The 23,483-nt window shown below is 55.2% G+C and carries 20 protein-coding genes; 12 read left to right on the forward strand and 8 right to left on the reverse strand.

Annotated elements, in window-relative coordinates; all coding sequences use genetic code 11:
- Positions 1–7 precede the first annotated feature (7 nt).
- From DWZ54_RS05100 to DWZ54_RS05125, 6 genes are all read left to right on the forward strand, one after another.
- The gene (locus DWZ54_RS05100; protein WP_118474766.1) at positions 8–1,516 is read left to right on the forward strand and encodes a PucR family transcriptional regulator; all 1,509 of its coding nucleotides are present in this window, start codon (positions 8–10) and stop codon (positions 1,514–1,516) included.
- Positions 1,517–1,668: 152 nt separating this feature from the next.
- Positions 1,669–2,328: an aspartate/glutamate racemase family protein gene (locus DWZ54_RS05105; protein WP_118474767.1), complete on the forward strand. Its 660-nt coding sequence runs from the start codon at positions 1,669–1,671 to the stop codon at positions 2,326–2,328.
- On the forward strand, positions 2,309–3,910 hold the full coding sequence (locus DWZ54_RS05110; RefSeq protein WP_233541627.1) for an OPT/YSL family transporter: 1,602 nt from the start codon (positions 2,309–2,311) through the stop codon (positions 3,908–3,910). Before DWZ54_RS05105 ends, DWZ54_RS05110 begins: the two co-directional genes overlap by 20 nt.
- 62 nt (positions 3,911–3,972) lie before the next feature.
- Positions 3,973–4,911, forward strand: coding sequence for a DUF1177 domain-containing protein (locus DWZ54_RS05115; RefSeq protein WP_118474769.1), 939 nt, complete (start codon positions 3,973–3,975; stop codon positions 4,909–4,911).
- Positions 4,912–4,978: 67 nt separating this feature from the next.
- The gene (locus DWZ54_RS05120; protein WP_118474770.1) at positions 4,979–5,653 is read left to right on the forward strand and encodes an AroM family protein; all 675 of its coding nucleotides are present in this window, start codon (positions 4,979–4,981) and stop codon (positions 5,651–5,653) included.
- Between the two features lie 29 nt (positions 5,654–5,682).
- On the forward strand, positions 5,683–6,957 hold the full coding sequence (locus DWZ54_RS05125; protein WP_118474771.1) for a M18 family aminopeptidase: 1,275 nt from the start codon (positions 5,683–5,685) through the stop codon (positions 6,955–6,957).
- Between the two features lie 149 nt (positions 6,958–7,106).
- Here the strand turns inward: DWZ54_RS05125 and DWZ54_RS05130 are convergent, their stop codons facing one another.
- The 4 genes from DWZ54_RS05130 to rarD all read right to left on the reverse strand — a co-directional run bounded on the left by DWZ54_RS05130 (position 7,107) and on the right by rarD (position 9,615).
- Positions 7,107–7,373, reverse strand: coding sequence for a type II toxin-antitoxin system RelE/ParE family toxin (locus DWZ54_RS05130; protein WP_118015846.1), 267 nt, complete (start codon positions 7,371–7,373; stop codon positions 7,107–7,109).
- Positions 7,370–7,591: a type II toxin-antitoxin system RelB family antitoxin gene (relB, locus tag DWZ54_RS05135; RefSeq protein ID WP_118015845.1), complete on the reverse strand. Its 222-nt coding sequence runs from the start codon at positions 7,589–7,591 to the stop codon at positions 7,370–7,372. Before relB ends, DWZ54_RS05130 begins: the two co-directional genes overlap by 4 nt.
- A 65-nt stretch (positions 7,592–7,656) precedes the next feature.
- Entirely contained in the window at positions 7,657–8,607 is a 951-nt protein-coding gene (locus tag DWZ54_RS05140; protein WP_158573616.1) for a dicarboxylate transporter/tellurite-resistance protein TehA, read from the reverse strand.
- A gap of 90 nt (positions 8,608–8,697) precedes the next feature.
- Positions 8,698–9,615 (reverse strand): EamA family transporter RarD, encoded by a 918-nt coding sequence (rarD, locus tag DWZ54_RS05145; RefSeq protein ID WP_118474773.1) that lies wholly within the window; start codon positions 9,613–9,615, stop codon positions 8,698–8,700.
- A 200-nt stretch (positions 9,616–9,815) separates the two neighbouring features.
- Here rarD and DWZ54_RS05155 point away from each other — a divergent pair, with 200 nt between their 5' ends.
- The 4 genes from DWZ54_RS05155 to DWZ54_RS05170 all read left to right on the forward strand — a co-directional run bounded on the left by DWZ54_RS05155 (position 9,816) and on the right by DWZ54_RS05170 (position 17,167).
- A complete protein-coding gene (locus DWZ54_RS05155; RefSeq protein ID WP_199663243.1) occupies positions 9,816–10,061 on the forward strand; it encodes a hypothetical protein in 246 nt (81 codons plus the stop codon).
- A gap of 26 nt (positions 10,062–10,087) precedes the next feature.
- Positions 10,088–10,777 carry a hypothetical protein gene (locus DWZ54_RS05160; RefSeq protein ID WP_118474774.1) on the forward strand — a complete coding sequence of 230 codons (690 nt, stop codon included), beginning with the start codon at positions 10,088–10,090 and terminating at the stop codon, positions 10,775–10,777.
- A gap of 245 nt (positions 10,778–11,022) precedes the next feature.
- Positions 11,023–16,350 carry a viroplasmin family protein gene (locus DWZ54_RS05165; protein ID WP_158573617.1) on the forward strand — a complete coding sequence of 1,776 codons (5,328 nt, stop codon included), beginning with the start codon at positions 11,023–11,025 and terminating at the stop codon, positions 16,348–16,350.
- 94 nt (positions 16,351–16,444) lie between these two features.
- The gene (locus DWZ54_RS05170; protein ID WP_147369897.1) at positions 16,445–17,167 is read left to right on the forward strand and encodes a hypothetical protein; all 723 of its coding nucleotides are present in this window, start codon (positions 16,445–16,447) and stop codon (positions 17,165–17,167) included.
- A gap of 441 nt (positions 17,168–17,608) precedes the next feature.
- Here DWZ54_RS05170 and DWZ54_RS05175 read toward each other — a convergent pair whose 3' ends face one another.
- From DWZ54_RS05175 to DWZ54_RS05190, 4 genes are all read right to left on the reverse strand, one after another.
- A complete protein-coding gene (locus tag DWZ54_RS05175) occupies positions 17,609–18,325 on the reverse strand; it encodes a hypothetical protein (RefSeq protein WP_118474777.1) in 717 nt (238 codons plus the stop codon).
- Between the two features lie 66 nt (positions 18,326–18,391).
- Positions 18,392–18,589 (reverse strand): helix-turn-helix transcriptional regulator, encoded by a 198-nt coding sequence (locus DWZ54_RS05180; RefSeq protein ID WP_118474778.1) that lies wholly within the window; start codon positions 18,587–18,589, stop codon positions 18,392–18,394.
- 706 nt (positions 18,590–19,295) lie between these two features.
- Positions 19,296–20,342: a Fic family protein gene (locus DWZ54_RS05185; RefSeq protein ID WP_118474779.1), complete on the reverse strand. Its 1,047-nt coding sequence runs from the start codon at positions 20,340–20,342 to the stop codon at positions 19,296–19,298.
- Between the two features lie 152 nt (positions 20,343–20,494).
- Positions 20,495–21,052 carry a carbonic anhydrase gene (locus tag DWZ54_RS05190; protein WP_118474780.1) on the reverse strand — a complete coding sequence of 186 codons (558 nt, stop codon included), beginning with the start codon at positions 21,050–21,052 and terminating at the stop codon, positions 20,495–20,497.
- 181 nt (positions 21,053–21,233) lie between these two features.
- Between DWZ54_RS05190 and DWZ54_RS05195 the strand changes: the two genes are divergently transcribed.
- The gene (locus tag DWZ54_RS05195) at positions 21,234–21,962 is read left to right on the forward strand and encodes an ATP-grasp domain-containing protein (protein WP_118474781.1); all 729 of its coding nucleotides are present in this window, start codon (positions 21,234–21,236) and stop codon (positions 21,960–21,962) included.
- Positions 21,963–22,198: 236 nt separating this feature from the next.
- On the forward strand, positions 22,199–23,449 hold the full coding sequence (locus DWZ54_RS05200) for a M20 family metallo-hydrolase (protein WP_118474782.1): 1,251 nt from the start codon (positions 22,199–22,201) through the stop codon (positions 23,447–23,449).
- Positions 23,450–23,483: the final 34 nt, after the last annotated feature.

Below are 23,483 nucleotides of genomic sequence, written 5' to 3' on the forward strand. Positions count from 1 at the left end.
ATGATGGATGTTTACCGTACGAGATGCGTTACAGATGGATTCGTTAAAGGAAGCGACATTGCTGGCAGGCCGTTCTGGCCTCGATCAGGAAGTCGGTTGTGTCGATATATCTGAAACGCCGGATTCTAATGAATGGCTTCGTCCCAAAGAATTCCTTATTACGACTGGATATTCCATTTGCGGCGATTTATCCAAGCAACTGGCACTGGTGCAATCGTTAGCCGATGTGGGAGGTGCCGCACTGGCCATAAAATTTGGGCGGTTCATTGGCGATATTCCCAGTGCGATGGTCGAACTGGCCAATCGCGTAAATCTGCCATTACTCTCACTTCCCAATAATATCCCCTTCATCGATATTACGTATCCAATCATGCAGCGTATTGTCAATGAACAGGCACAGGATCTGGAATATTCTGAAGCAGTGTATGAGACCTTGACAAAAATTGCCTTGGAGACCAACAGTACGGAAGAGATTTCTCAAGCAATCGAGAAATTGATCCATAAGAAAGCGCGGATTTATCCTTATGTCCTGACGCAACAAGCGATTCATCAGCTGGTGGGGTGGCAGTTGTTTCCCATTCAGGTAAAAAATGTTACCTACGGATATCTGGCCATCCAATCGCAGGGTGCCTTATCGAAACGGGAAATCGTGACCGTACGCCATGCCAGCGTGATTGTTGCCTTACAACTCATGAGTTACCGGCTGGCCGCAGAGTCTGGCTGGAATGAACGCAGAGATCTGTTGGATGATTTAATCAGTGGAAGATTTATCAATTATGATCTGGTACAGCTGCGGGCACAGGAATTCGGTTTCTCCCTGAAAGGAGAAAAGGAATTGGCAATCTTCAATGTGGATAACTTTGCTTCGTATCTTTTGCAGAAGCATGTATCAGAGCGGCAGGCTGTGGCCTTGCGACGCGATTTGTTTCGTTGTATTCAACGATTGATCCTGCAAACGCAGGCCGGGAATCGCAATTTTTTGACCGCACAACAGAACGATAAAATCATTTTATTGTGTTCTGCTCATGTGATTTCCTGGAAGAAAATCATACCAGAAATCCGGGAACAAATTTTTCATCTGGAACCATCCTTGACTGTTACAATTGGCATAAGCGAAGCCATTCATAAAATAGAAGAAATCCCGCAGGCATACAAAACAGCAAACCACTTAATCTATCTGAGCAGGAAACTGTATGGCCCGGGTCATACGTTATCGGAAAAAGATGCCGAATTATATCTCATCCTGGAACAAATTGACCATAAAGCAATATTCGAGGATACATTTCGCGATATCATCCAGTCCAAACATGCCAAGGCGTATTTCTTGACCCTACAGACTTATTTAGAATGCCAGGGAAATCATTCGCAAACAGCAGCAATATTATTTATTCACCGGAATACGTTACGGTATCGGCTGCAGCAAATTCAAAAATTGCTGGGAAGAAATCTGGATGACCCGGAGACGCGCGTATTTTTATGGCTGCTCCTGAAGGGGAGGAAGTTGCATTATTCCTGATTTTTGTTCAGTCTGCACAAAAACCATATATTTTTTCATTTAAGTTATCCCTACAATAACTGGAATTTATACGGTAAAATATACACAGTGAATGTTCACAGTGTACATTTTACCGTATTTTTTACTATTTTTATGCCAGGGAGGGAAATGAGATGCTGGGAATCATACGAGTTCTGACGCATAAAGACCAAGAATTTGTCGATATGCACGGAAAAACCATCACTTCGATTTATCATATTCCGACCATCAGTCGTTGTATACCGGACCAGTATCAGGGGGTCCATGATGAAGCGACAAAAGCCAAGGCAATCCCGAAGATTGTTGCTTTAGCAAGAGAATTGGAACAGGACGGCGCCAAAGCCTTGCTGATCAGCTGTGCGGCAGATCCGGGGCTGGCGGAGGCAAGAGCCGCCGTAAAGATTCCTGTTTTGGGGGCAGGGACTTGTGTGGCAGCGATTGCTCAATCGCTGGGAACGCATGTTGGTGTATTGAATCTGACGGGGACAACGCCGCCATCGCTGCGGAAGGTGCTGGGCGATGCTTTTTTTAAAGAAATTGCCCCTCAGGGGATTGAAAATACCACACAGTTACAGACGCCAGAGGGAAAAGCCGCCGCCATTGCTGCCCTGCGGGAGTTGGAGACCTGCTGCGATGTCGTTGCCTTAGCCTGTACGGGATTTAATACGATGGGCCTGGCCAAAGAAATGCGGTCCTTATTGTCCATCCCCATTGTGGATCCTATCGAGGCAAGCGGTGCCATTGCTAAGCAATTGTTTTTAGGAGATGATGAAGATGCCTGCTTTAAGAAATGAAGAGCATCCCAGTGCTTTTGAGCCCAGCATGATGCTCATGAATGTATGCTTGTCCTTTTTGGGTGCTATTATCGGTTTGCAGATCATTACGACTTTGGGCGTTACGCCGAATACTTCAATCATCGGTGTCCTGATTGCTTTGATCATATCCCGAATCCCGTTTTCCGCGTTCCTAAAGTTCCGGAATATACATCGCCAGAATCTGGCACAGACCGCGATTTCCAGTGCGACCTTCGGTGCAGCCAATTCCCTGATGTTGCCGGTGGCGATTCCCTTTATTTTAGGCCGTGTGGATTTGGTCTGGCCTATGCTGATTGGTGCCACGCTTGGCATGTCCATCGATATGTGCATGTTGTACTGGTTGTTCGATTCAAAAGCATTCCCAGGCAAAGCAGCCTGGCCAGCCGGCATAGCAGCTGCAGAAGCCATCAAGGCTGGCGATAAGGGCGGCAAGCAGGCCATGCTGCTGGTCTGGGGTATCCTGGGCGGAATCGTTGGTTCCTTTTTCAAGATTCCCATGTCGGCACTGGGCATCACAATGATCGCCAATATGTGGGCGATGCTGATGTTTGCAATTGGACTTTTGCTGCGCGGTTATTCCATCGCATGGTTTGGTATTGATCTGAATGCCATGTATGTTCCTCATGGTTTCATGATTGGGGCCGGACTGGTGGCAGGGGTCCAGATTCTGATGATCTTTTTGCGCAAGCACAAAACTTCTGATCAGGACATGCAGCCTGCCGATGAAACGCCATATACGCGCGATGACAACAGTGTCAAGGTAAGCATTATTCGCGGATTTGTGCTCTATATCCTGGCCGGCTGTATCCTGGCACTTCTTTCTGGCCTTTATACCGAGATGAGCATGGGAATGCTGGTCTTTTGGATCATGTTTGCTGCGTTTGCCTGCATCATGGCAGAATTCATCATCGGTTTGTCGGCTATGCATTCCGGGTGGTTTCCGGCTTTTGCCACGACGCTGATTTTCCTCATCATCGGTACACTGCTGGGCTTCCCGCCCGTGGCACTGGCGCTGCTGGTCGGCTTCGTTGCCAGCGGCGGTCCGGCTTTTGCCGATGGTGGCTTTGATTTTCGCAGTGGCTGGATTCTGCGTGGCATGGGCAAGAATCCTGAATTTGAAGTAATGGGCCGCTATCATCAGTTCATCTCGGCATTGGTTGGTTTTGGTGTGGGTGCCATAACAGTAGCACTAAGTCATGATATGTATTTTTCGCAGAACCTGTTCCCACCTGTTGCCAAAGTATTTGTCACCACCATCATGGCAGGCGTAGATCCATCCATTATCCGGAATCTGCTCCTGTGGGCCGTACCGGGTGCCATCTTGCAGGCAGCGGGCGGCTCAAGCCGTCAAATGGGTATCATGATGTCGACGGGTCTGCTGATCGTAAGTCCCGCTGCCGGCCTCACGGTTATAGCCGGTCTGATTGTCCGTCTGCTTGTCATTAAAATAAAAGGCGAAGATGCTATGATCCCCGTTACCGTTATGGCAGCGGGATGCATCGCCGGTGACGCATTGTACGGTTTCTTTAATTCTTTATTGAAAGTAGGATTAAAAAAATAAACACGTCAACTATATTCATTTCATAAACATTCCACACAGCACATAATACGGAGGATAGAATCATGGCTTTAAAACAAGTTCTCGATACGTATCATATTTTGGATGACATCCATGTGAATGGACAGGTTGTTGTCGATTATGCAAAGAAAGCGGGCATTGCAGAGGCAGGCTATGAACACGTGGTGACGGATGGTCATTGGACGGATTTTGTTCGTTTCGTGATTCCCGGTACAGAAGGCAAGACGAAAGGCGGCAAGGCTCCGACGCTGGGACTGATTGGTCAGCTCGGCGGTATTGGTGCCCGCCCGGAGCGCATCGGTTTTGTTTCGGATGGTGATGGCGCTTTGGCCGTTGTGTCTGCAGCAATCAAACTGGCAGAAATGTCACAGCGCGGCGATACCCTGCCGGGGGATGTCATCATCACGACCCATATCTGTCCGGTGGCTCCTACGATGCCCCATGATCCAGTCCCGTTCATGGGCTCGCCGGTCAAAATGTCCACGAATGTGAAGCACACCGTAGATTCCGCCATGGATGCCATCCTTTCCGTCGATACGACCAAAGGCAACCGCATTGTGAATCATAAAGGCTTTGCCATTTCTCCGACCGTGAAAGAAGGATATATCCTGCGCGTCAGCGAAGATCTTCTGCGAATCATGCAGCAGACCACAGGAGATTTTCCCGTAACAATTCCCATTACGACACAGGATATTACGCCGTACGGAAATGGGTTATATCACATGAACAGCATCCTGCAGCCGAGCTGCGGCACAAAGGCGCCCACAGTCGGTGTGGCGATTACGACGAAATCGGCGGTCCCGGGATGTGGTACGGGCGCAACGCATGAGGTCGATGTGGCTGAAACTGTACAGTATTTGATAGAAGTCGCAAAAGAATATACATCTGGGACATGCGGTTTTTATGACGCAGAAGAATTTGAGCGCATTCAGGCCCTGTATGGATCCATGACGCAGTTGCAATCCATGGGTCATCAGGAATGAATCCCCGGGTATGCATCGGCAGCAAGGATGCATGCGTCATGATGCCATGAGAAAGGAAGAGATTCGCATGTTGCATGAAATTGGAGCGATTACGGTCGGCCAGTCACCCCGGGTGGATGTGATGCCGGACTTGGAGCCCCTTTTATCGGGAATTCGTGTAATCCAAAAGGGCGCCTTGGATGGCATGACGCGGGAAGAAATGAAAAAGATTGAACCGGAGCCTGGAGATTATGTCCTGGTTTCACGGCTGCAGGATGGTTCATCCGTACGAATGTCGGAGAAATTTATCCTGCCCATCATCCAGAAATACATTGATGCATTCAATCGGCAGGGCGTGGAAGGAATCTTGATGCTCTGCACGGGAGAGTTTCCGCACTTTACCAGTCATATCCCTTTGCTTTATCCGCAGAAATTATTGAAAGCGGTAACCATGGCTGTTCTGGAAGAACATCAGACTCTGGGTATACTCACGCCAGATTCATCTCAGGTCCAGCAGGCCAGGAAACGATGGCTGGGATATGGTGCTTCCCAGGTATGCGTTGAAGCAGCGTCTCCTTATTTATCGGAACAGGGTGTCATTCAAGCCGGATTGCGTTTGAAGGAGCAGGGAGCCAGTCTCATCGTCATGGATTGTATCGGATATACACAGAATATGAAAGACATCGTTCATCGGGAGACGGGCTTATCTGTCATCTTGGGCAGGACTGTTGCTGCACGTATCGCAGCAGAATTATTCGGATAAATTTACCAAAAGCAAAAGAAGGGAATCAGATGAAAGACGAGGCTATAACAGAGTTATTCGCGTTCATTAAAAGCGGTACATCACCGTATCATGTGGTGGACTGTTGCAGCAGGAAACTGAAACAGGCGGGATTTTTGGAACTGGATCTTAAAGATGCCTGGCAGCTTCATCAAGGTGGTGCCTATTTCGTCAAGGTGTATGGTTCTACCTTGATCGCGTTCCGTTTGGGTGAAGAAGATGGTCCGTTGCATCTGGCTACGGCTCATACGGATTTTCCCTGCTTGCGCGTAAAGCCTTTGGCGGAAGTGCCTGTGCGCGGTTACGGGAAAGTCAATGTCGAGATTTACGGCGGTATGATCCGGGAAAGCTGGCTGGACCGCCCCTTGTCCCTGGCAGGCAAGGTCGTCTTGAAAACAGAGGATCCCTATGCACCGAATACCCGCTTGGTCGATCTGCAGCGTCCTGTTATGACAATCCCGCGCCTGGCCATCCATATGAACCGGGCGGTCAATAAAGGGGTGGAACTCAATCCCCAGAAAGATATGTTGCCGCTCATGACGATGCTTGGGGACAATCTCGACGAAAAATATGTCTTGTCTTGTTTGGCGGAAGCGGCTGGCTGCCAAAAAGAAGAGATCCTTTCTTATGATCTTACCGTTTATCCTTGGGAGGAACCTTGTTTACTGGGAGCCAGGAACGAGTTTCTATCTTCGCCTCGTTTGGATAATCTGACTTCAGTGAAGGCCTGCCTGACCGGTATGCTGAATGGCACTGGTAAAAATGGCCTGTCTGTCATCGCGCTTTTCGATAATGAGGAAGTTGGCAGCCGCACGAAGCAGGGGGCAGCTTCTCAGATTCTCCCCATGATCCTGAAGCGGATTTACAGCAAGATGGATCCATCGGGAGAACTGTATGAGCGGAAACTCGCTGGTGGATTCTTCTTGTCTTTGGATGTGGCACATGCCTTCCATCCCAATTATCCGGAGAAAAATGATGTAACGAATTTCCCGGTACTCAATGGAGGCGTGACCTTAAAAATGGCCTGCAGCCAATCATATGCGGGCGATGCGGAAGCCATTGGCATCGTTAGCGCACTCTGTGCAGAGCATCAGATTCCATATCAGTATTATGTCAATCGCTCGGATATTCCCGGTGGGTCAACGCTGGGCTCTATTTTATCCGCTCAATTGCCAATTCGTACCATGGATATCGGTGTTCCAATCTTAGCCATGCATTCCGCACGCGAGACCATGGGCGCAGCGGATCAGACGGCGATAGAACAGCTGATGAATGTATATTTTTGAGCTTCGTTCAAAAGGCTATGACCATAATGTGTGAAGGATAGATACAACAGAAAGAAAAAGGAAGCAGCCATTGTCTTTGATAGACAGGCTGCTTCCTTTTTCTTGCGCTCGGCAAACGAATGATCGCTCTTCTACTCGATGGTTGGGCATCAGGAATAGATGTCTCGGCGGTGCCCAATCTCAAGCATCAGGATCACGACGTTTTCATCCTGGATGTCTGCAATCAGGCGATAATCACCGACACGATACCGCCATTCGCCGCTGCGGTTTGAGGTAAGCCCCTTGCCGTGCTGACGGGGATTCTCGCAGCCTTCCAGATTCTTGCGGATCCAGCCGAGGATCAGGGCAGCGGTGTGACGGTCCATTTTCTTCAGTGATTTCTTGGCGGCTGCAGTGAAAAGCACGTGATAGGTCATGCGAGGCCCAGCTCCTTTTCCACTTCATCGAGCGTATAGGTCTTCGGATCCTTTCGGTATTCCTGCATGGCCTTTTCATAGCATTTCATGTCGAAGTCATCTTCAATCCGCTCCAGGACAGAGCGGCGCACGAGCTCCGACATGGAGATGCCATGCATCTCAGCGTATTTGCGGAAGAGCATGGCGTCATTATCATTCAATCGAACGGATACGGTCATAAAAATCCCTCCCTTTGTAATACATTGTAATACAAGAGGAGGGTGAAGTCAAATACGGGGGCCGCTCATTGTTTTGAAAAGGAACGGGCGAGGAGCAGGGCTGTCTCGGCGAGCAGCAGCAATATGACGGTGATGCCGAAGATGGTGAAGAACTGACCGAGCAGCACAAAGGAGTCGTCAAAGCCCGCATGCCAGATGCGGAAGCCGACGTTGACCATGGAGGCCATGGCAAAGGAGAAGGCCCAGAGCGACATCGAGAGGCCGACGCGCAGGACCCAGGTCATGAGGCGTGCTATGAACAGCAGGTTGAGCAGGCCGTAGCCGACGAGGCCGAGCACGACGGCGTCGATCTGCCCGCCGTTGCAGGACAGGTAGGCCGAGCTGCCGACAAAGGACGGCGCGAGCTGGATGCCGAGCAGCGGGCGTTTCTGCGGGTGCAGGGGTTCATCGGCGCGCAGGTGGTGGAGAAAGGAGGATTCCAGGCTCATCCACGACAGGAAGCCGGCACCGAAGAACAGATAGCCCCAGTGTGCGTACCCGAAGGCGCCGAGTGCGATGGCGGAGGCGAAGTTGGCGCCGATTGTCGGCATGTACATGGCCGGCGTCTCCATTTCGACGGGAGTTCTGCCGTGCCACTGGCCGCCGATGTGGTAGGAGCTGAAGAGAAGCTGCCCGGCTACGCCCAGGAGCAGCAGGATGCAGGCGGGAAAAGGGGCATATGGGCGCAGGGCCACGGCTGCGAGGCTCGTGGTGATCGGCACGAGCGTCAGGAAGGGATTCCCCAGCTGCAGGATACATTCGCGGGCGGCGCCGTTCGTGCTCATTATGACTTGCCTGATATAGCGCAGCAGCAGGAAAAGCCAGAGCAGGCCGGTTGCGCCAAGGATGCCTTCGCCGATGGCGGCGGGGAAGGCGAGCAGGAGGGCCGCGTTGCGCCAGGCGATGCCCAGTGCGAAGAGGCCGAGGGTCATGCTGAGCGTCGACACGGACGCCTGCGGCTGTAGTTCAGTGTCCATGATGAATACTTCTTTCTGTAGGATTTGGAGTTGGATTTGGATTTCCTGCGGCAGGAACAGCGGGCATTTCATGTCTCCGGGGGCTGTTTCTCATTCAGAGGGTGCGGTTGCGGGCGGCTTGTCTGCGCGGTGGTGCAGGCTTTCGGACAGCGTGAAGATCAGGAGGGCCGCCCAGATGAAGCCGAAGGCGAAGAGCTGCTGGAGGCCGAACGGCTCGTGGAAGAAGAAAATGCCGAGCAGCAGGGCAACCGTCGGGCTCAGATACTGGAAGAAGCCCAGCACGTTTAGCGGCAGGGTGTTGGCCGCATAGGAAAAGAGCAGCAGCGGGACGGCCGTGATGACGCCCGTGCCGGCCAGCAGCAGCGTCAGGAGCGGGAACGCCGGGCCGAAGTGGCTCTGCGGCGTCTGCATGAGGAAGATGGTGTAGGGGATGGCCGCCGGCAGCATCAGCAGGGTCTCAAGCGTGATGCTCGAGAACGGCGCGAGGTGCAGCTTTTTCTTGACGGCGCCGTACACGGCAAACGTCAGGGCCAGCGCCACGGCAATCCACGGCAGCTTGCCGAGCTCGTACGTCATGAGCAGGATGCCGATGGCCGCAAGAGCGAAGCTGACTTTCTTGGACGCCGTCAGCCGCTCGCGGAAGAACACGACGCCAAAGAGGACGCTCATGAGCGGATTGATGTAGTAGCCGATGCTCGTATCGATGACGTGGTTGTTGTTGACGGCCCAGATGTAGGTGAGCCAGTTCAGCGTGATGAGGACGGTTGCGGCGATGAGCAGCAGGCCGCGCTTTTTGTCCTGCCAAAGTTCGCGGCAGTCGCGCTTAAAGGCCTGCCAGCGCCTCGTGATGACGAGCACGAGCAGCATGAAGAGAAAGGACCAGCAGGCGCGCTGTGCGAGGATCTCATCGGCCGTGGCTGCGGCCAGGAGGTTCCAGTAGAGCGGCAGCAGGCCCCAGATGACGTATGTCCCGAGCGCCGCGGCCATGCCGGCTTTTTGTTTTTGCATGTATATCGCTTCCTTTGTGTGTTTGCATCAAGTTGTACCTTTCATTCTAGCGTTTCCGGGTTCCCGCTGTCAATGCCGGCGGCCGGGGCTTGAGCGCGTCCGCAGCTTTTGCGCACGCCGGAGAATCGTAGTAAAATAAAGACAGTGACAACACCCCCGATGCCACCTACGGCATCGTGCGTTCGCATGACGGCTTCTACATGGACGACAACGCCGAGGTCGAGGCCTTCTGGTCGAAGAAGGGCATCAAGGCCGACGACATCATCGCGAACTTCCTGTACTGGTCGATTCTCTCGGTCCAGATGATGATGGGCGACAACACGATTGGCACGCTCGGCGCCAACCTCTCGCAGGTCGCCCTGCAGGCAGCCCTGCTCTTCAACGCCGTCTACGCCCAGAAGGTCTGGAGCAGCGGCGAAGCCAACAACGAAGGCGGCGCCAACTGATTGACGCTTGGCTTAGGAGGAAAATCATGTTTGCCAAAAAGAACCATCGCCTCATTGCCGGCATCCTGCTGCTCGTGCTCGTCATGATTGGCGTCAGCGGGTACCGGTATGAGTCAAAGCGCACGCCGGAATACGCGATGCAGGCGCTGCTGACGGGTATCGCGGAGCGCGACGAGAAAACGATTGCGCGCTACGCCGACATCGATGCCATCGCAGCGTCGGCCTACGATGAGAGCACGGCTATCCTGGCGCGCGACATCGAGGCGCTTCATGCAATGTATCCGCAGGACTGGTTTTTCTGCCACGATACGGCGTTTATGGAGCAGTATATTGCCGAGCGTCGCACGCAGGATCTGGCGCTCATGCAGCACGCCTGGAGCCTCTTCCTGCAGCCGGATGCCATCGTGTCCAATGCCGACGATATGGACGACGCGGCCTTTGTGGCAAAGGAAGCCCAGGATATCGTGCCGCATTACAAGGCGGAGCTTCTCACGGTCACGCCCGAGAAGGATGGGGCGCGGGCCAGCGCGCTCGTCGAGATCACGGGCGATGCCAGCGCATACGGCCAGCTCGTGCCGAAGATGCAGCTGAAGCTTACGCTTTTGCGGCAGCCGGACGGCCAGTACCGGGTCGTGCGCATCGCGAATGTCGCGGAGAATTTCGCGCCCGTCGTGAAGGGTATCGAGGATTACTGCACGATGAAAGGCATTCAGTGAGAGGAACGGCTCCACGCCTCTGCAACATGTAAGAAGAACAAAGCAGCCCTTGGAGGATATGGCGCTCCAAGGGCTGTTTCTTTTTTCTGGGAAGGCCTGGGAAGGAAGGGATTGGGCCCCGGCCATCCTTGTGGGAAGGACAGGCCCTGCGGTATACTATGGGTAAGAACTGCTAAAGGATTGGACTTGCTATGAAAAAACATCAACGATCGCTATCAAAACGAACCAGTGAACGGGAAATGGGAATGCTGCAGCATGGTGCGCGGCAGGCGGGGGATGTCTCCCTGGCTGCTGCTCTGTGCCGGTATCTGCCGGACGGCACGGCATCGGTCTTTCTGGGGCTTTCGTATACAGCCTGCTTGTCGCAGGGAGATGATATCCTGCTTTATGCGCGGAGCCGCGCCGACGCGAGGCTGCTCGCAGCCGTCCTCACGGGGCGCGAGTGGGCGGAGGTGTCCGAGCGGACGGCAGCGGGGCGGGCGGCAGCTTCCTGTCTGCTTGTCTGCGATCTGGGCGAGGGACTGCCCGTGCCAGTTCTCGCCCTGCCTGAGCCGGCGCAGGCGAATGGAAAGGCTCTGGCTGTGCTGGCGGCCGATGTCATGCGGGCGGCCTACGACCGGCCATATGCGGTGATGCCCGGGACGGCGTTTCCTCAGCGCGCCGATGCGGCCGATGACGATGCGGTGTGCATGCCGCCGCAGGCTGTCAAGGTGTCTGACGGCGAGGCGCCAGATACGTTCCTGCCGTCGCCGGCGGAGGAGGAACGCAGGCTGCTCACTGCGCTTGCCGCGCTGCTGCGGGAGGACTGGCCGAATTTTCGCCGGCAGTCGGCCAAGCAGCTGGCCGCGTCCTTCGGGAAGGCCTACCGCATTCCCTCCCTGTACCGCGGCGCTTTGCAGACATATACCGCACGCGCGCAGCAGTGGCTGGCGTACGATGAGAAGTATCCGCAGCTCGTGCGCGCGGCCGCGGGCGGCGAGGCGCAGCGTGCGGCCTTTGCCCGGACGTACAACGCCGCGCACATGAGCACGGCGGAACGCTTCCGGCGCCGCGTGCAGAAGGATGCGGCTGCCATGACTGCACAGGCTGCGATACCTGCGCGTGCTCCAATGCCTGCAGCGGCTGCGGCGGGCGGGGAGCGCCAGCCCGGGCCAGCTTCTTCTGATGCGGTGCTGGCCCAGGCCTGCGCCGTGCTGCCGGAGCTCGACACGCGTTCGCTGCCGGATGCTTACCTGGCTTTGGCGGCGCTGGCCGTGATCCGCGCAGGACGTTCGGCAGAGGAACAACTGACAGGCGAGGGGCTTTCGTCCTTTTTCGAGGCGATGGCTGCACGCTGGCAGGCCGTGTGGGATGACGCGAAAGGGGCTGACGCAGAGGGGCAAGGACCGGACTGGCAGGCCCTGCTGCCCATCGCCCGGCGCCAGCCGCAACTCTTCTGGCAGCGTGCGCTGGCGGCCAAACATGATTTTGACGAAGCGGGCTGGCCGGAGCTTCAGGAGACCTTGCAGGCGACACAGGCGGCCTGGGAAGCCGGCAAACTGCGTCTGACGGCGTCGGGCTGCGAGCCCGGCTGGCGTGCCCGGCGGGAATATTGCAGGCAGGCCCTTGCGCAGATGACGTGCGCGCTTCTGGTGCCTGCTGCCCCAAAAGGCGGGCTGGCACCAGCGGCAGCTGACCGCTCTTGGCCGGCACGGTCATGTCTTGCCTGCCTGCGTTATCCCGAGCAGGCCGCAAGGCTCGCCGCAGACGGACGGGAGCTTCTTGAGGCGCTTCCGGCCGCCGCGCCTGCATCCCATCAGCCGGAAACGCCAGCAGGCATCGCGGGCGGCAGGCTGAGCGTAGAAGCTTTGCCGCCGGAGAATATGGCGGACCTGCCGCGCTTTGGTGTCTACGACGTGGCCGACGGCATGCATCTCCTGCTGGCCGTCTGCTGGGACGAAGCGGTTGGCCGCGCGCTTGCCGCAGGCCTCACGAAAATCAAGCGGCGCGAGCACCGTCTTGCATATCTTTCCGAGCGGCGGGAAAACGAGCTTCGCGCCTGCCGCGCAGAGCTTCCGCCCGCCCTGTGCCTGCAGGAGGGCAGCGGGCATCCGGACTGGACCCTTTACGAGGAAATGGAGGCGTTCATCCGCGCGCGCATGAAAACATCCCGCCATATGCCTGCCGAGTGGGAAGACCGATATCTTGCTGCCTGCCCCCTGGGAAGGGAGAGCCGCAGGGCCGTGCGGCGCCTCTTCCGCCTCGTCTGGGGGCGGCTCACGTACGAGGCGCATTACGCGCCGCTGCAGGCGGAGACGGATGAGGAGAAGCGGGCATTCGGCTCGGATCATGCGTATTTTGCCGTGGCCCGGGGCTGGGAAACCGGCCTGTTCCGGACGGCGGAAGAAGCGCGCCGGGCGTCTGAAGGCTTCCCGCACGCTCTTTCGTGTGAATTCACGAGCAAGGGCACGGCTGAAGCATGGCTCCTGGCCTGCGGCTGGCCGCGCGGCGAGACAATCCGGTATGCCGTCTGCCGCAAGGGGCGCCAGTTCACGGTCGAGGCGCTTGATGCGGCCCGCGTTTCGACCGTGGCCGGGCGGGGGCTGCAGGTGCTCTATACGGGCAGGGAGCTCGACGATGTGCTGGCCTGGCTGCGCGCCAGGCGCCAAGAGGAGCTCGCGCGAGCCGCCGCCAAGGAGACGTCGCAGCCCGTCCCCTCGATGCCGGCAGCTCATGCCGCCTTGCCGGGGCATGGGCCGCTCTCGCCGGCCATGATGACGCCGGCAGCACCGGCGGCGCCTGGAGCGCCGGCGGCGCCTGGAGCGCCTGGGGCGAAGGCAGCCTCGGCGCCGGCTGACGCATCCCGGGCCGATCATCCCGCGGCCAAGGCGGACACAGCCTCTGCCGGGCGGGGAAGAGAGGCCTTGCATGACGGCACGCCTCGCCGCGATTTTGCTGCTGCGGGCGATGGCGGCAAAAAGCCGGGACAGGGCCTCTTTCGCGGCATCCAGTTTGACAAGCACATCTTCCGCCATGTGCCGCGCGCGTATCAGGAACGCTTCCGCAAATCCTTCCTGCCGCGCCTGCGCAAGATGGAACGCATCTTCACGGGCGAGCGCCAGGCGGCGGGCAACGACTTCAAGCTCGTGGCAGGAGCCAGGGGCAAGCGCGTCTTCAAGCGCCGCATCGGCGACCACCGCCTCAGCATGGTCTATCAGGACGGCATCCTGACGCTGCTGGCCCTGAGCAGCCATGACCGCCAGATGGTCGACATCCGCAAGATTCGCGGCAAGAGCATCGGCTACGTGTATTACGACGTCGACGATTTCCTGCAGCAGCTCGAATCCTGGCAGTCGGTGCACGAGCGGGACAAGGCGCTTTCTTTCGGCGAATACCTCGCGACGCCGCAGCATTTCGTCTACGACGAGGTGCAGCAGTCGCTGCTTGCAGAGGGCAGGCAGGCCGAGGCGGCTTCGAATCTCTCGATTGTCGGCAATGCCGGCGCGGGCAAGTCGGTCGTCGGACTCAAGTGGATTCAGGACGAATGGCAGAGGCCCGGCCATCGCTGCCTCTATCTGACGATGTCTGAGAACCTCGTCTACACCCTTGCCTATGAATTCCGTCAGGAGGTCATGCGTCCGGACGCGCCGCAGCAGCCGGACGGGGAGCCCGTCATCATGACGACGTTTGCGTTCCTGCGCCAGCACGTCAAGGAGCGGTATCCTCGCCTGCCCGAGCGCTGCCTGCTGAACGCGGCGCAGAGCCTGACGGTCTTCCGCCGCTTCTGGCAGGAGCAGGTGGACTGGCGGCAGTTCTGGCCGGCCGAGGCCCGCGGCGAGGAAGAAGCGACGCTGCTCATGGCCTGGCGCGAGATCCACGGTATCATCAAGGGCGCGGCGCGCCTGCCGGCGGACGGGGACGAAAAGGCGGGCGAGGGTGACGCAAGAGAGCCGCGGCTCGCGTTCCTGACCGCGGACGAGTACCAGCAGCTCCTCATGCGCGAGAAAAAGGCGAGCCGCCGCGATGCCTTCTGGGTCCGCGCGCTTTACCGCGTCTTTGCCGCGTATCAGGCGTACCTCAAACGCCACGGCCTGCTCGACGACAACGACGTGGCCAGCCTGATCCTCCGGGCCCCGGCGACTGAGGAGGCCGCCTATACCTCCGCCTTCATCGACGAATGCCAGGACCTCACGCAGCGCGAGCTTCTGGCGATCTTCAAGCTGCTTTGCGGCACGCGCGCGAAGCGCCTGGCTTCGGACCGCTGCCAGATGGTGCAGCCCACGTACTTCGAGGAGTCGTGGATGCGCACGACGCTGAACCGCCTCGATGCCATGCATGGGCGCACGCTGCCGGAAGAGGCCTGCCGGCCGCGCTACCTGCGCTACAATTACCGTTCGAGCCGCAGCATCATCGCGTTCCAGGACATGATCCTGCAGCACTTCCGCAAGCGCCACATCCTGACCTTCAAGGAAGCCGAGTTGCAGCAGATTAAGGTGCCGCCGCTGACGCCTGCCGGCTGGAAGCCCGTCTGGATCCTGCCGTCGGAGAAGAACCGCCGCCTGCTCACGCAGGACCTCTGGCGCCGTCTCGAGCCGGGCAGCCTCATGCCCGTCTTCGCCTTTTCTCATTTCAATGCCGGTGCCGGGACGCAGGGCCGCTTCGGCATGACGGCGGAGGATACCGTTACCGACGTGCTCTCCTGCAAGGGCATGGAGTACCCGGCCGTCCTGCTCTGCGACATCCTCAGCGATATGGCCTTCGATCCCGCCATGGCCTGGAAATACTTCTACGTCGGCGCGACGCGGGCCAACCGCGGCCTGCTGATCTATGAGGAAGGCGCACGGCCCGGCAGCCCCAGCCATGCCTTCCTGCAGGAAGCCGCAGAGGCCGGCCTCATCGACTGTGCGGCAGACCTCGGCGATACGAGCCCGTATCAGCACCAGACCTGGCTCGTTTGTCTTCAAAGCAGGCTTTCGGCGGGGGACCAGTACGAGCGTCTCGAGACGGCCGAGCGCGCGCTGGACTTTGGACAGTACGAACTGGCCCTCAAGATCTATCTGCGCGAGGACAGCGATCCCGACATGATTGCCTACTGCCGGGGCAAGGTGCAGGAAGACCGCGGCGATTTTGCCGCAGCCCTGTATAGCTATGCGGCAATCCCCGCCGGCTGGAGCGACCATGGACGCAGCCGCAGCCATGGTGCTGCCGCGCTTCTGCATCAGCCGGACATCGAGGGCCCCGAATTCGTGGCGGCCTTCCTGCTCGCGCGTGCAGGCGCGCCGCAGCTGCTGCAGGAGGCCAGGACCGCCTGGGAAGAAGCCTACGGCCCCGGGGACGCAGCGTTTTATCAGGCCCTGCAAACGGCCCTCAGCCGCTACGACTTTGCGGGTGCTTCGCTCCTTGCGTGGAACCGGCAGGTGCAGCAGGGGACAGGGGACAGCCTTTCGCGTATCGAGCAGGCCAGGGCCGCCGTCCGGCAGCTGACGGCGCAGCCGCTTGCAATGACCGGGACAGGCAGTGAGTCAAACGGCAGAGAAAGCAGAGAAGGGACAGCGAACGATGAACCATACAAACAACACAAACAACACAAATAACGCCAATGGCAGCGATTCGAAGGACACAACCGGCACAGGGGGCGCAGCAGCTTCGCCACCCTCCATATCCCTGCAGGATGCCTGCGAGGCCATTATGGCATATCAAGAGGGACTTGCGGGCATCGACGCCTGCCTCGATGACTTCATGACGTCACTAAAAAAGTTACAACAAGACCTCCGGATGGAAGAAACGCGCGGCCGCTTTACCGCCTGCGAACAGGCCATCGAGCGCCTGACGAGCCAGGTCGAAGCCTGCGCACAGTCCTTCGCCGTCATCCATCATCATCAGAAAGGGCTTTCGCAGTCCTTTGCCAAGATTGAAGAGCTGCGCGCGGCCATGCAGCTCTTCGAACAGGCCATGGGACGCTACCAGCAGCAGGCCGGCAATCTCAACCGCAAGCTCTACAACCGCGACTTCCAGGCCACGCTCAAAAGCATGAACGAACTGGCCGCCGACAGCCGCAGCCAGGGCACGTATGCGTATCGCCATCTGACGGACCACGATTACGAGATCCTCATGCACGAATACCAGACGGCCTTCGGCAGCCTTTTGCCCTCAAATGAGCAGAACAAGTCTCATGGCGGGGACGCGGCCGAGCACACGCGGGACGAGGCACAGGACGAGGCGGAGCCGGCAAACGCCAGGAAAAACGTCCGCGCATTCCTGCAGGCCGCCTATCAGCTCCTGGAGGAAACCAGCCTGACCCAGCAGGAATACGAAGGTCTGCAGCGCCTCATCGAAAAGCTCGTGCACAGCCACCACGAAGCCAGAAGCCGGTTTCTGGCAGCATACCAGTCCGACACGGGAACTGACTAAAGAGACTGAGCCTCACAAAACCATACCATACATATATAAAATGGAAAAGCCATCCAGTCAAAGGCGCATCACACGATGCATGCCGACAAGCGACCGGATGGCTTTTTGTATGTCCGTGAGTAATACTAATACTGGTATTATATAGTATTATACGGTGTTACCGGAGGAGTAAAACGGAATAGTTGCATTTAAGACAAGTAATATCAAGGATTATAAGGAATGTCGGCAAGATGAAAACAGGTATTCAATAGATTGTTGTAGTAATACCAAAAGTAAAAATTACGGTTTATTTTTGGGCAAAATAAAACTTCCGATAATTTATACTTATCGGAAGTAATGTTTGGGAGTTAATGTATGCGTATAATCTTACGTGTTCTCATATAATCTAATAATCTTTGTGTACCAGCGGTTTATAATGTGTTCCAAAAAGCATGGGCTCTTTTACGAGCATACCAGATTGTTGTCTCTGGCAATCTTACGCACTTCTTCGAGGGAAAGATTTGTTGCCTTGATGATGTCTTTAACCTTCAGCCCTTGTTTCAAGAGTGATAAAGCGATTTTTAGCGTAGCCTTGCGTTCGCCGATAATAATCCCTTCTTCTTTTCCTACATCTTTCCCATTCGCAAAGCTGTCCTCTTTGGCAATCTCAAGAGCTCGTTTCTGGTCCCATTTGAAGTTGACCATATCGAACACCTCACTTTCGTTCTTCTGGAAATAATCAGCCAGGATGTCATGTGTCTTGCAGTAGGCAATCGCTTGCCGGATGGCAGTGCTTAACTCCAGCCCTGTCTGGACGCCATCCCGTACTTTCTGCACGAAGATACTGTAGCAGCGAAGCTCGTAGCAGCCATCGAGCAGATCGCTCGGTGTATCATAGTTGATGTTGTAGCAGTTCTTTCCCAAGTACCAAAGCATCCGCAGTGGCATATTGGGATTCCAGGAACTCTGGTGCTCCATCAGGATGACATCACGGTCGCCAATCCGGAAGCTGATGTCGTTCTTGATGTCGTTATAGAACACGCCACGAAGTGTCGTGAGCCGAATGTCTCGTGGTCGGATGGTTTCGCCGGTCAATGCCCGATAAAGGCTGGCAAGGCGTTTCTTGTCATTGAAGATATTCCGGAAAAGCGAATCTTTATACGTCCGTTTAGCTTTCATGCAATTTTTCCTCCCTCGAAAAGCCCCCTTCTTATTTCGATTTTGCTATGGTATGCCTCAGCAGCATCAATCGTTTCGTTGCAGAACGATGTCACACCCTAAAGCCCGAGCAAATCGTTCTACGGTTTCCAGTTTTGGTGAGCGGGCACCCGTCTCAATGCGGGCGACTGTCGTCTGTCCTGTCTTCATGCGCCTGGCCACTTCCTGCTGGGAGATATGCAGTTCTTTCCTGCGTTGTATCAATTGCTCAAGAATCGCGCTCATGTTCCTCGCCTCCTGCCTTTATTATAGCCTGTCGGTGTTTAGAACACAATCCTATTTACCACTCAAATTCCTGCAAATCCGCATAAATGCTGATTTTCCCAAAGTCTATATCCTTATCTGGGCAAATCAGTCTGAATGACATCGTCATGCTTTCCAGTATAGGAAACAACCGGCTTTAGAAAAGGTGGCGGAATTGCAAAATGGATGAAAAGGCGATAAAAGGCGTTGCTTCACGGGGAAATAAAAGAAATATAAGAGAACTGGTACATTCAATAAAGATGAACACGATCCGAAATTTGTAGAAGAAGAGTATCAGTCATGGTATGAGGAAGAAGGAAAGTTTAATAGCCTATTTTCGGTGGCGACATCTTATTTCAATAAGGGGTTTAACAATGACAGAAAAGGTGAAAGGGTTAACGGAATCCTTTCACCTTTTTCTGTTATTGTTTTTTCGTTTATTTACGCTTTCCGATGTGCTCGTCTGCGTATCCTTGGATACCGTGGTATGCGGTGCCCGGTTGCTGAGGCCGCCTGTGAGCAGGCCTCCTCGCCCCTACCATGGTGTTGGCCATCTTGTTGAGCCCGCGCATCGGGGCCGTCTGATTGGCTGGAGTCTCTTTTTTAGTGCCTGCGGAAACGGCCACCGGCGATGTCGTTGGCGACGCTCAGCGTGATGAAAGCATTCATGTGGTGGATCTTGCACATGTTAGCCGGTTCGATAATATCGTGTTGCTCTCCCTGCCCCTTCTTGTACCAGTTCCCCCGCAGCAACAAGTTTCCGCAGAGATGATTCAATCGAGCTGACGCTCAAGGATGGACAGAGTTCCCGAATATCTTGTTTCGTGAAGCGACCGATTTTGTTTTTGGTTGCCATCCTTACCGTGTCCAGCGCCGAGCGCTTTGGCTCAATCAGCTCGACACGCTCTTCAAAATCTTTATAGGCAGCAAGGATTGTGCCGAGCAGGTATTTGATGAATGGTACAGGGTCTTCCTTCCCTTCATGCCAACCACTTTGGGAGGCAGATAAGGATTCATAATATAACGCTTTATTCTTGGCAATCTTTGCTTCAAGCGAGATATATTTTCCAACATAGAACCCATTCTGATACAAGAGAAGCGTCGTGAGCAGCCGGCTCATGCGGCCGTTCCCATCATTAAACGGGTGGATACAGAGAAAATCATGGATAAAGACTGCAATGGCAATCAAAGGCTCGATTTCCCCATTTCCGATAACACGATTGTATTCTGCGCACAGACGATCAAGTGCTTCTGGCGTCTCATACGGAGCCAATGGCGTAAACAAGATTTCCGTATGACCGTCCGGATAAGCAGCACTGATATAGTTCTGCACAGCCTTAGTCTTGCCAGCTGCCGGATTGTTCATATGGCTGTGAAGAATCTTGTGGAGTTGCAAGATATAGTTCTGCGTAATGGGAATGACATCAAAATTTTCATGGATGATACTCAGCACATCACGGTATCCCGCAATTTCCTGCTCATCACGGTTCTTCGGTGTAGTCTTCTCTTCAACCAGCTGCCGGATTCGTGTGTTCGTCGTAACGATGCCCTCTATCGCATTGGAAGCCTCAGTACTCTGGATCTTGGCAACCTCAACCAGTTTCTCTAGTTCTTCTGGCTTCTGCTTCAGATAAAGTTCCTGTTTACCGGCTTCTTTATAGATGGCAGCAATCAGGCGAAGCATTTCCGAGTCCCAGGTCTTATCATGAATCAAAGCATAATGAAAATCTCTCATCCTTTCCCCTCCCTGCTTTTCCCTTAAATTATAGATGAGAATAAGGGAAAAATCAACTCAATAAGGGAATATTCTCTTATTTTTGTAGTGTTTTTAAGGGAAAATATGCACTTCAGGATCGCTGCTATCATTGCCAGCCATCAGGTATATATTTACGCGTTCTGAATGACATCGAGCTTTCCTGTGCGTGGATGAATCATCAGGCCGTGCAACTTGATGTTCTTCGGGATGTAGGGATTGCCGGCAATCTTGGCCACGGCATCTTTGACATTTTCGACGGGGTCGCGGAACGCGTTGGCCCAGGCCTCGAGTTCGCCATGAATCTTGTCAATGGCGCGCTCACTTACACCATGAGCACGCATCGCAGCGGCGAGGCTGTCTGCCGTCGTCTTGGCCATGCCGCATTCGTAATGCCCGACGACAAAAATCTCTTCGACGCCCAGTTCATAGACAGCCACCATCAGGCTGCGAATCACCGTGTCAAATTCGCCGGTGAGATAGTTGCCGACCGTGCGGATGATTTTGGCATCACCGCGCTGGATGCCCATGGCCGGCTCCAGAATCTCCGTCAACCTCGTGTCCATGCAGGTGAAAATAGCCATTTTCTTTTTCGGCAGCTTGCTCGCGGCAATATCCTCTTCCGTATAGTCATGCTTGCCATGCGCCACAAATGCTTTGTTGGCAGCCAGGATTTCTTCTAAACGCTCCATTTCAATTTCCTCCTTGCATTATCATGATAAAATCCCCTACCTTTTATTTACAGCAGTTATTTACAGCAGAAAAGTAGGACTTTAGTGTTCTCATAACGAATTATTTTATTAATAGATACTTCCTTAGTATACAAAAGTATATAAAAAAGCACAACATATTCTAACGGAAAGAAGGTTTAATATGAAAATATTTATTCAATCTTTCGACACTGGCATACCAAGAAATTCAAATATTTACTGTGCCTATCTTGGTTTTAGAGAAATGGGATTTGAACTTGTCCCTTTTTCTCATATGGATCAATTATCAACAGCAGAAAAATGCGATATTGTCGTTGGGCACATCGGTATGATTCAGCAAAGGCTCACAGCCCTCAATCTTCCCATCCCCAGCCTTGGCTACCCGAAAGAACTCTACAACTACTTGGGGCGGAAGGTCTGGAGTGACACCATCAACCACATCAACAACAATCCAGATCTTTGGCCTGTTTTCATAAAGCCGCACGAAGACAAACGTTTCACCGGAGTTTTGGTAAAAAGCCCCAAAGACTTGATGGGCTGCGGCTCGGATGGTACAGATTTTCAGGTTTACTGCAGCGAACCCGTAGATTTCATTGCAGAATGGCGTTGTTTCGTACGTTACGGAAAAATCCTGGACATACGCCGCTATAGCGGGAACTGGAAGTGCATCCCTGATTACGAGTTCATGGAAAAAGCTGTTGCAGATTATACAACGGCTCCCAATGGCTACGGCATTGACTTTGGATTAACATCTGACGGAAAGACGCTTCTTCTTGAGGTCAATGAAGGTTATTCCTTGGGTACCTACGGATTACTCCCCATAAAATATGCCAAATTATTGTCAGCCAGATGGGCTGAATTAACCGGAACCGACGATACATGCAATTTTTGACCTGCCCATTCTGGGCAAGTAGAGTGCACAAGAGAAACAGAGATTCTTGAAGAGAAAAAGCTAATAAAGCTAATAAGGATGGTTTAAGCAGGGAAATATGTCCGATAATCCAAGGCGGTTCTATCTTCCAAACTGGGAGGATGAAGACGTTCCCTCATCATTGAAGAAGGATGATAATAAATGATAAAATTATCCATAACGGTATAAACGGTAACTACTGCAAGGAGGTTTTCATCATGATATCTGCATCTCGTCTCGAAGAACGGCTCGCACATATCCGTTCGCTCACCGCCCCAAATGGCGGCGCCGGCATCATGCGGCTGGCGTTTACCGACAGCGACTGGGCCTGCCGCGCGTATCTCTTGTCTTTGATGAAGGACGCCGGCCTCTCCTGCCGCGAGGATGCTTTCGGCAACATTATCGCGCACCGGGCGGGCAGACGGGAGGACCTGCCCGCCGTCATGTTCGGTTCACATGGCGACAGTGTGCCGCACGGCGGCAACTTCGACGGGATCGTCGGCATCCTCTCGGCCATCGAGGTCGCCAAGAGCCTTGAGGAAGACGGCATCGAGACGGATGCACCGCTCGAGATCGTCCTGTTCATGTGCGAGGAATCGAGCCGCTTCGGCGCGGCGACGCTCGGCAGCCGGGCCATGCGCAGCAAGCTCACGCAGGAGGACCTGACCCGCCTTAAAGACAAGGACGGCGTGACGCTGCGCGAGGCCTTGCTGTCGCGCCATCTCCATCCCGAGGCACTGGCATCCGCACGCTACGACAAGCCGCTCAAGGCCTTCTTTGAGGTACACATCGAACAGGGCCGCGTGCTCGAGAGCATGAAAAAGGACATCGGCATCGTCACGGGCATCGCCGCACCGACGCGCATGCGCATTCACCTGCACGGCCGCGCCGATCACAGCGGCGCCACGCCCATGAATCTGCGCGCGGACGGGCTCTGCGCCGCGGCGGAGATCATCCTGGCCGTGGAGCGCGAGGCCAGATCGCATACGGAGCCGCCCGTCGTCGGCACAGTCGGCACGGTTGACGTCGAACCGGGCGCCATGAACGTCATCCCCGGCGAAGTGACCATCGGCGTCGATATCCGCAGCATTTCCGCCGAGGCCAAGGCTGCTGCCGCTGCGCACATTGAGGATTTTGCCCGGCAGGCAGCCGCGGCGCGCCACATCCCCCTAACCATCGAGCACCTCGGCTGCGGCACGCCGGCGCCCATCTCCAGGGAGATGGTATCCTTCCTCGCGGGGCTCTGCGAAAAGGACGGCATTTCTTGCATGACCCTGCCGAGCGGCGCCGGCCACGATGCCATGCACTGGGCCGATTACACCCAGGTCGGCATGCTCTTCATCCCCTGCCGGGACGGCATCAGCCACAATCCGCGCGAGAGCGCCGAGCTTGCAGACATCGCCCGGGTCGCCAAACTGCTGGAGCAGGCGGTCCGGCAGGCCGCCCGCGCGGACTTCCGGTTCTCCTAAGCAGAAGCTTGGCTTATCCGTAACCCCAACAAAC

The organism is Mitsuokella sp. AF33-22, assembly GCF_003475755.1.
In the GTDB taxonomy this organism is placed as follows: domain Bacteria; phylum Bacillota; class Negativicutes; order Selenomonadales; family Selenomonadaceae; genus Mitsuokella.

What these genes read in the sequence shown, in the direction of transcription:
- DWZ54_RS05100 (WP_118474766.1), top strand. Translation starts at nt 8, where the DNA reads ATGTTTACCGTACGAGATGCGTTACAGATGGATTCGTTAAAGGAAGCG.
- DWZ54_RS05105 (WP_118474767.1), top strand. Translation starts at nt 1,669, where the DNA reads ATGCTGGGAATCATACGAGTTCTGACGCATAAAGACCAAGAATTTGTC.
- DWZ54_RS05110 (WP_233541627.1), top strand. Translation starts at nt 2,309, where the DNA reads ATGCCTGCTTTAAGAAATGAAGAGCATCCCAGTGCTTTTGAGCCCAGC.
- DWZ54_RS05115 (WP_118474769.1), top strand. Translation starts at nt 3,973, where the DNA reads ATGGCTTTAAAACAAGTTCTCGATACGTATCATATTTTGGATGACATC.
- DWZ54_RS05120 (WP_118474770.1), top strand. Translation starts at nt 4,979, where the DNA reads ATGTTGCATGAAATTGGAGCGATTACGGTCGGCCAGTCACCCCGGGTG.
- DWZ54_RS05125 (WP_118474771.1), top strand. Translation starts at nt 5,683, where the DNA reads ATGAAAGACGAGGCTATAACAGAGTTATTCGCGTTCATTAAAAGCGGT.
- DWZ54_RS05130 (WP_118015846.1), bottom strand. Translation starts at nt 7,373, where the DNA reads ATGACCTATCACGTGCTTTTCACTGCAGCCGCCAAGAAATCACTGAAG.
- relB (WP_118015845.1), bottom strand. Translation starts at nt 7,591, where the DNA reads ATGACCGTATCCGTTCGATTGAATGATAATGACGCCATGCTCTTCCGC.
- DWZ54_RS05140 (WP_158573616.1), bottom strand. Translation starts at nt 8,607, where the DNA reads ATGGACACTGAACTACAGCCGCAGGCGTCCGTGTCGACGCTCAGCATG.
- rarD (WP_118474773.1), bottom strand. Translation starts at nt 9,615, where the DNA reads ATGCAAAAACAAAAAGCCGGCATGGCCGCGGCGCTCGGGACATACGTC.
- DWZ54_RS05155 (WP_199663243.1), top strand. Translation starts at nt 9,816, where the DNA reads ATGGACGACAACGCCGAGGTCGAGGCCTTCTGGTCGAAGAAGGGCATC.
- DWZ54_RS05160 (WP_118474774.1), top strand. Translation starts at nt 10,088, where the DNA reads ATGTTTGCCAAAAAGAACCATCGCCTCATTGCCGGCATCCTGCTGCTC.
- DWZ54_RS05165 (WP_158573617.1), top strand. Translation starts at nt 11,023, where the DNA reads ATGCTGCAGCATGGTGCGCGGCAGGCGGGGGATGTCTCCCTGGCTGCT.
- DWZ54_RS05170 (WP_147369897.1), top strand. Translation starts at nt 16,445, where the DNA reads ATGGCATATCAAGAGGGACTTGCGGGCATCGACGCCTGCCTCGATGAC.
- DWZ54_RS05175 (WP_118474777.1), bottom strand. Translation starts at nt 18,325, where the DNA reads ATGAAAGCTAAACGGACGTATAAAGATTCGCTTTTCCGGAATATCTTC.
- DWZ54_RS05180 (WP_118474778.1), bottom strand. Translation starts at nt 18,589, where the DNA reads ATGAGCGCGATTCTTGAGCAATTGATACAACGCAGGAAAGAACTGCAT.
- DWZ54_RS05185 (WP_118474779.1), bottom strand. Translation starts at nt 20,342, where the DNA reads ATGAGAGATTTTCATTATGCTTTGATTCATGATAAGACCTGGGACTCG.
- DWZ54_RS05190 (WP_118474780.1), bottom strand. Translation starts at nt 21,052, where the DNA reads ATGGAGCGTTTAGAAGAAATCCTGGCTGCCAACAAAGCATTTGTGGCG.
- DWZ54_RS05195 (WP_118474781.1), top strand. Translation starts at nt 21,234, where the DNA reads ATGAAAATATTTATTCAATCTTTCGACACTGGCATACCAAGAAATTCA.
- DWZ54_RS05200 (WP_118474782.1), top strand. Translation starts at nt 22,199, where the DNA reads ATGATATCTGCATCTCGTCTCGAAGAACGGCTCGCACATATCCGTTCG.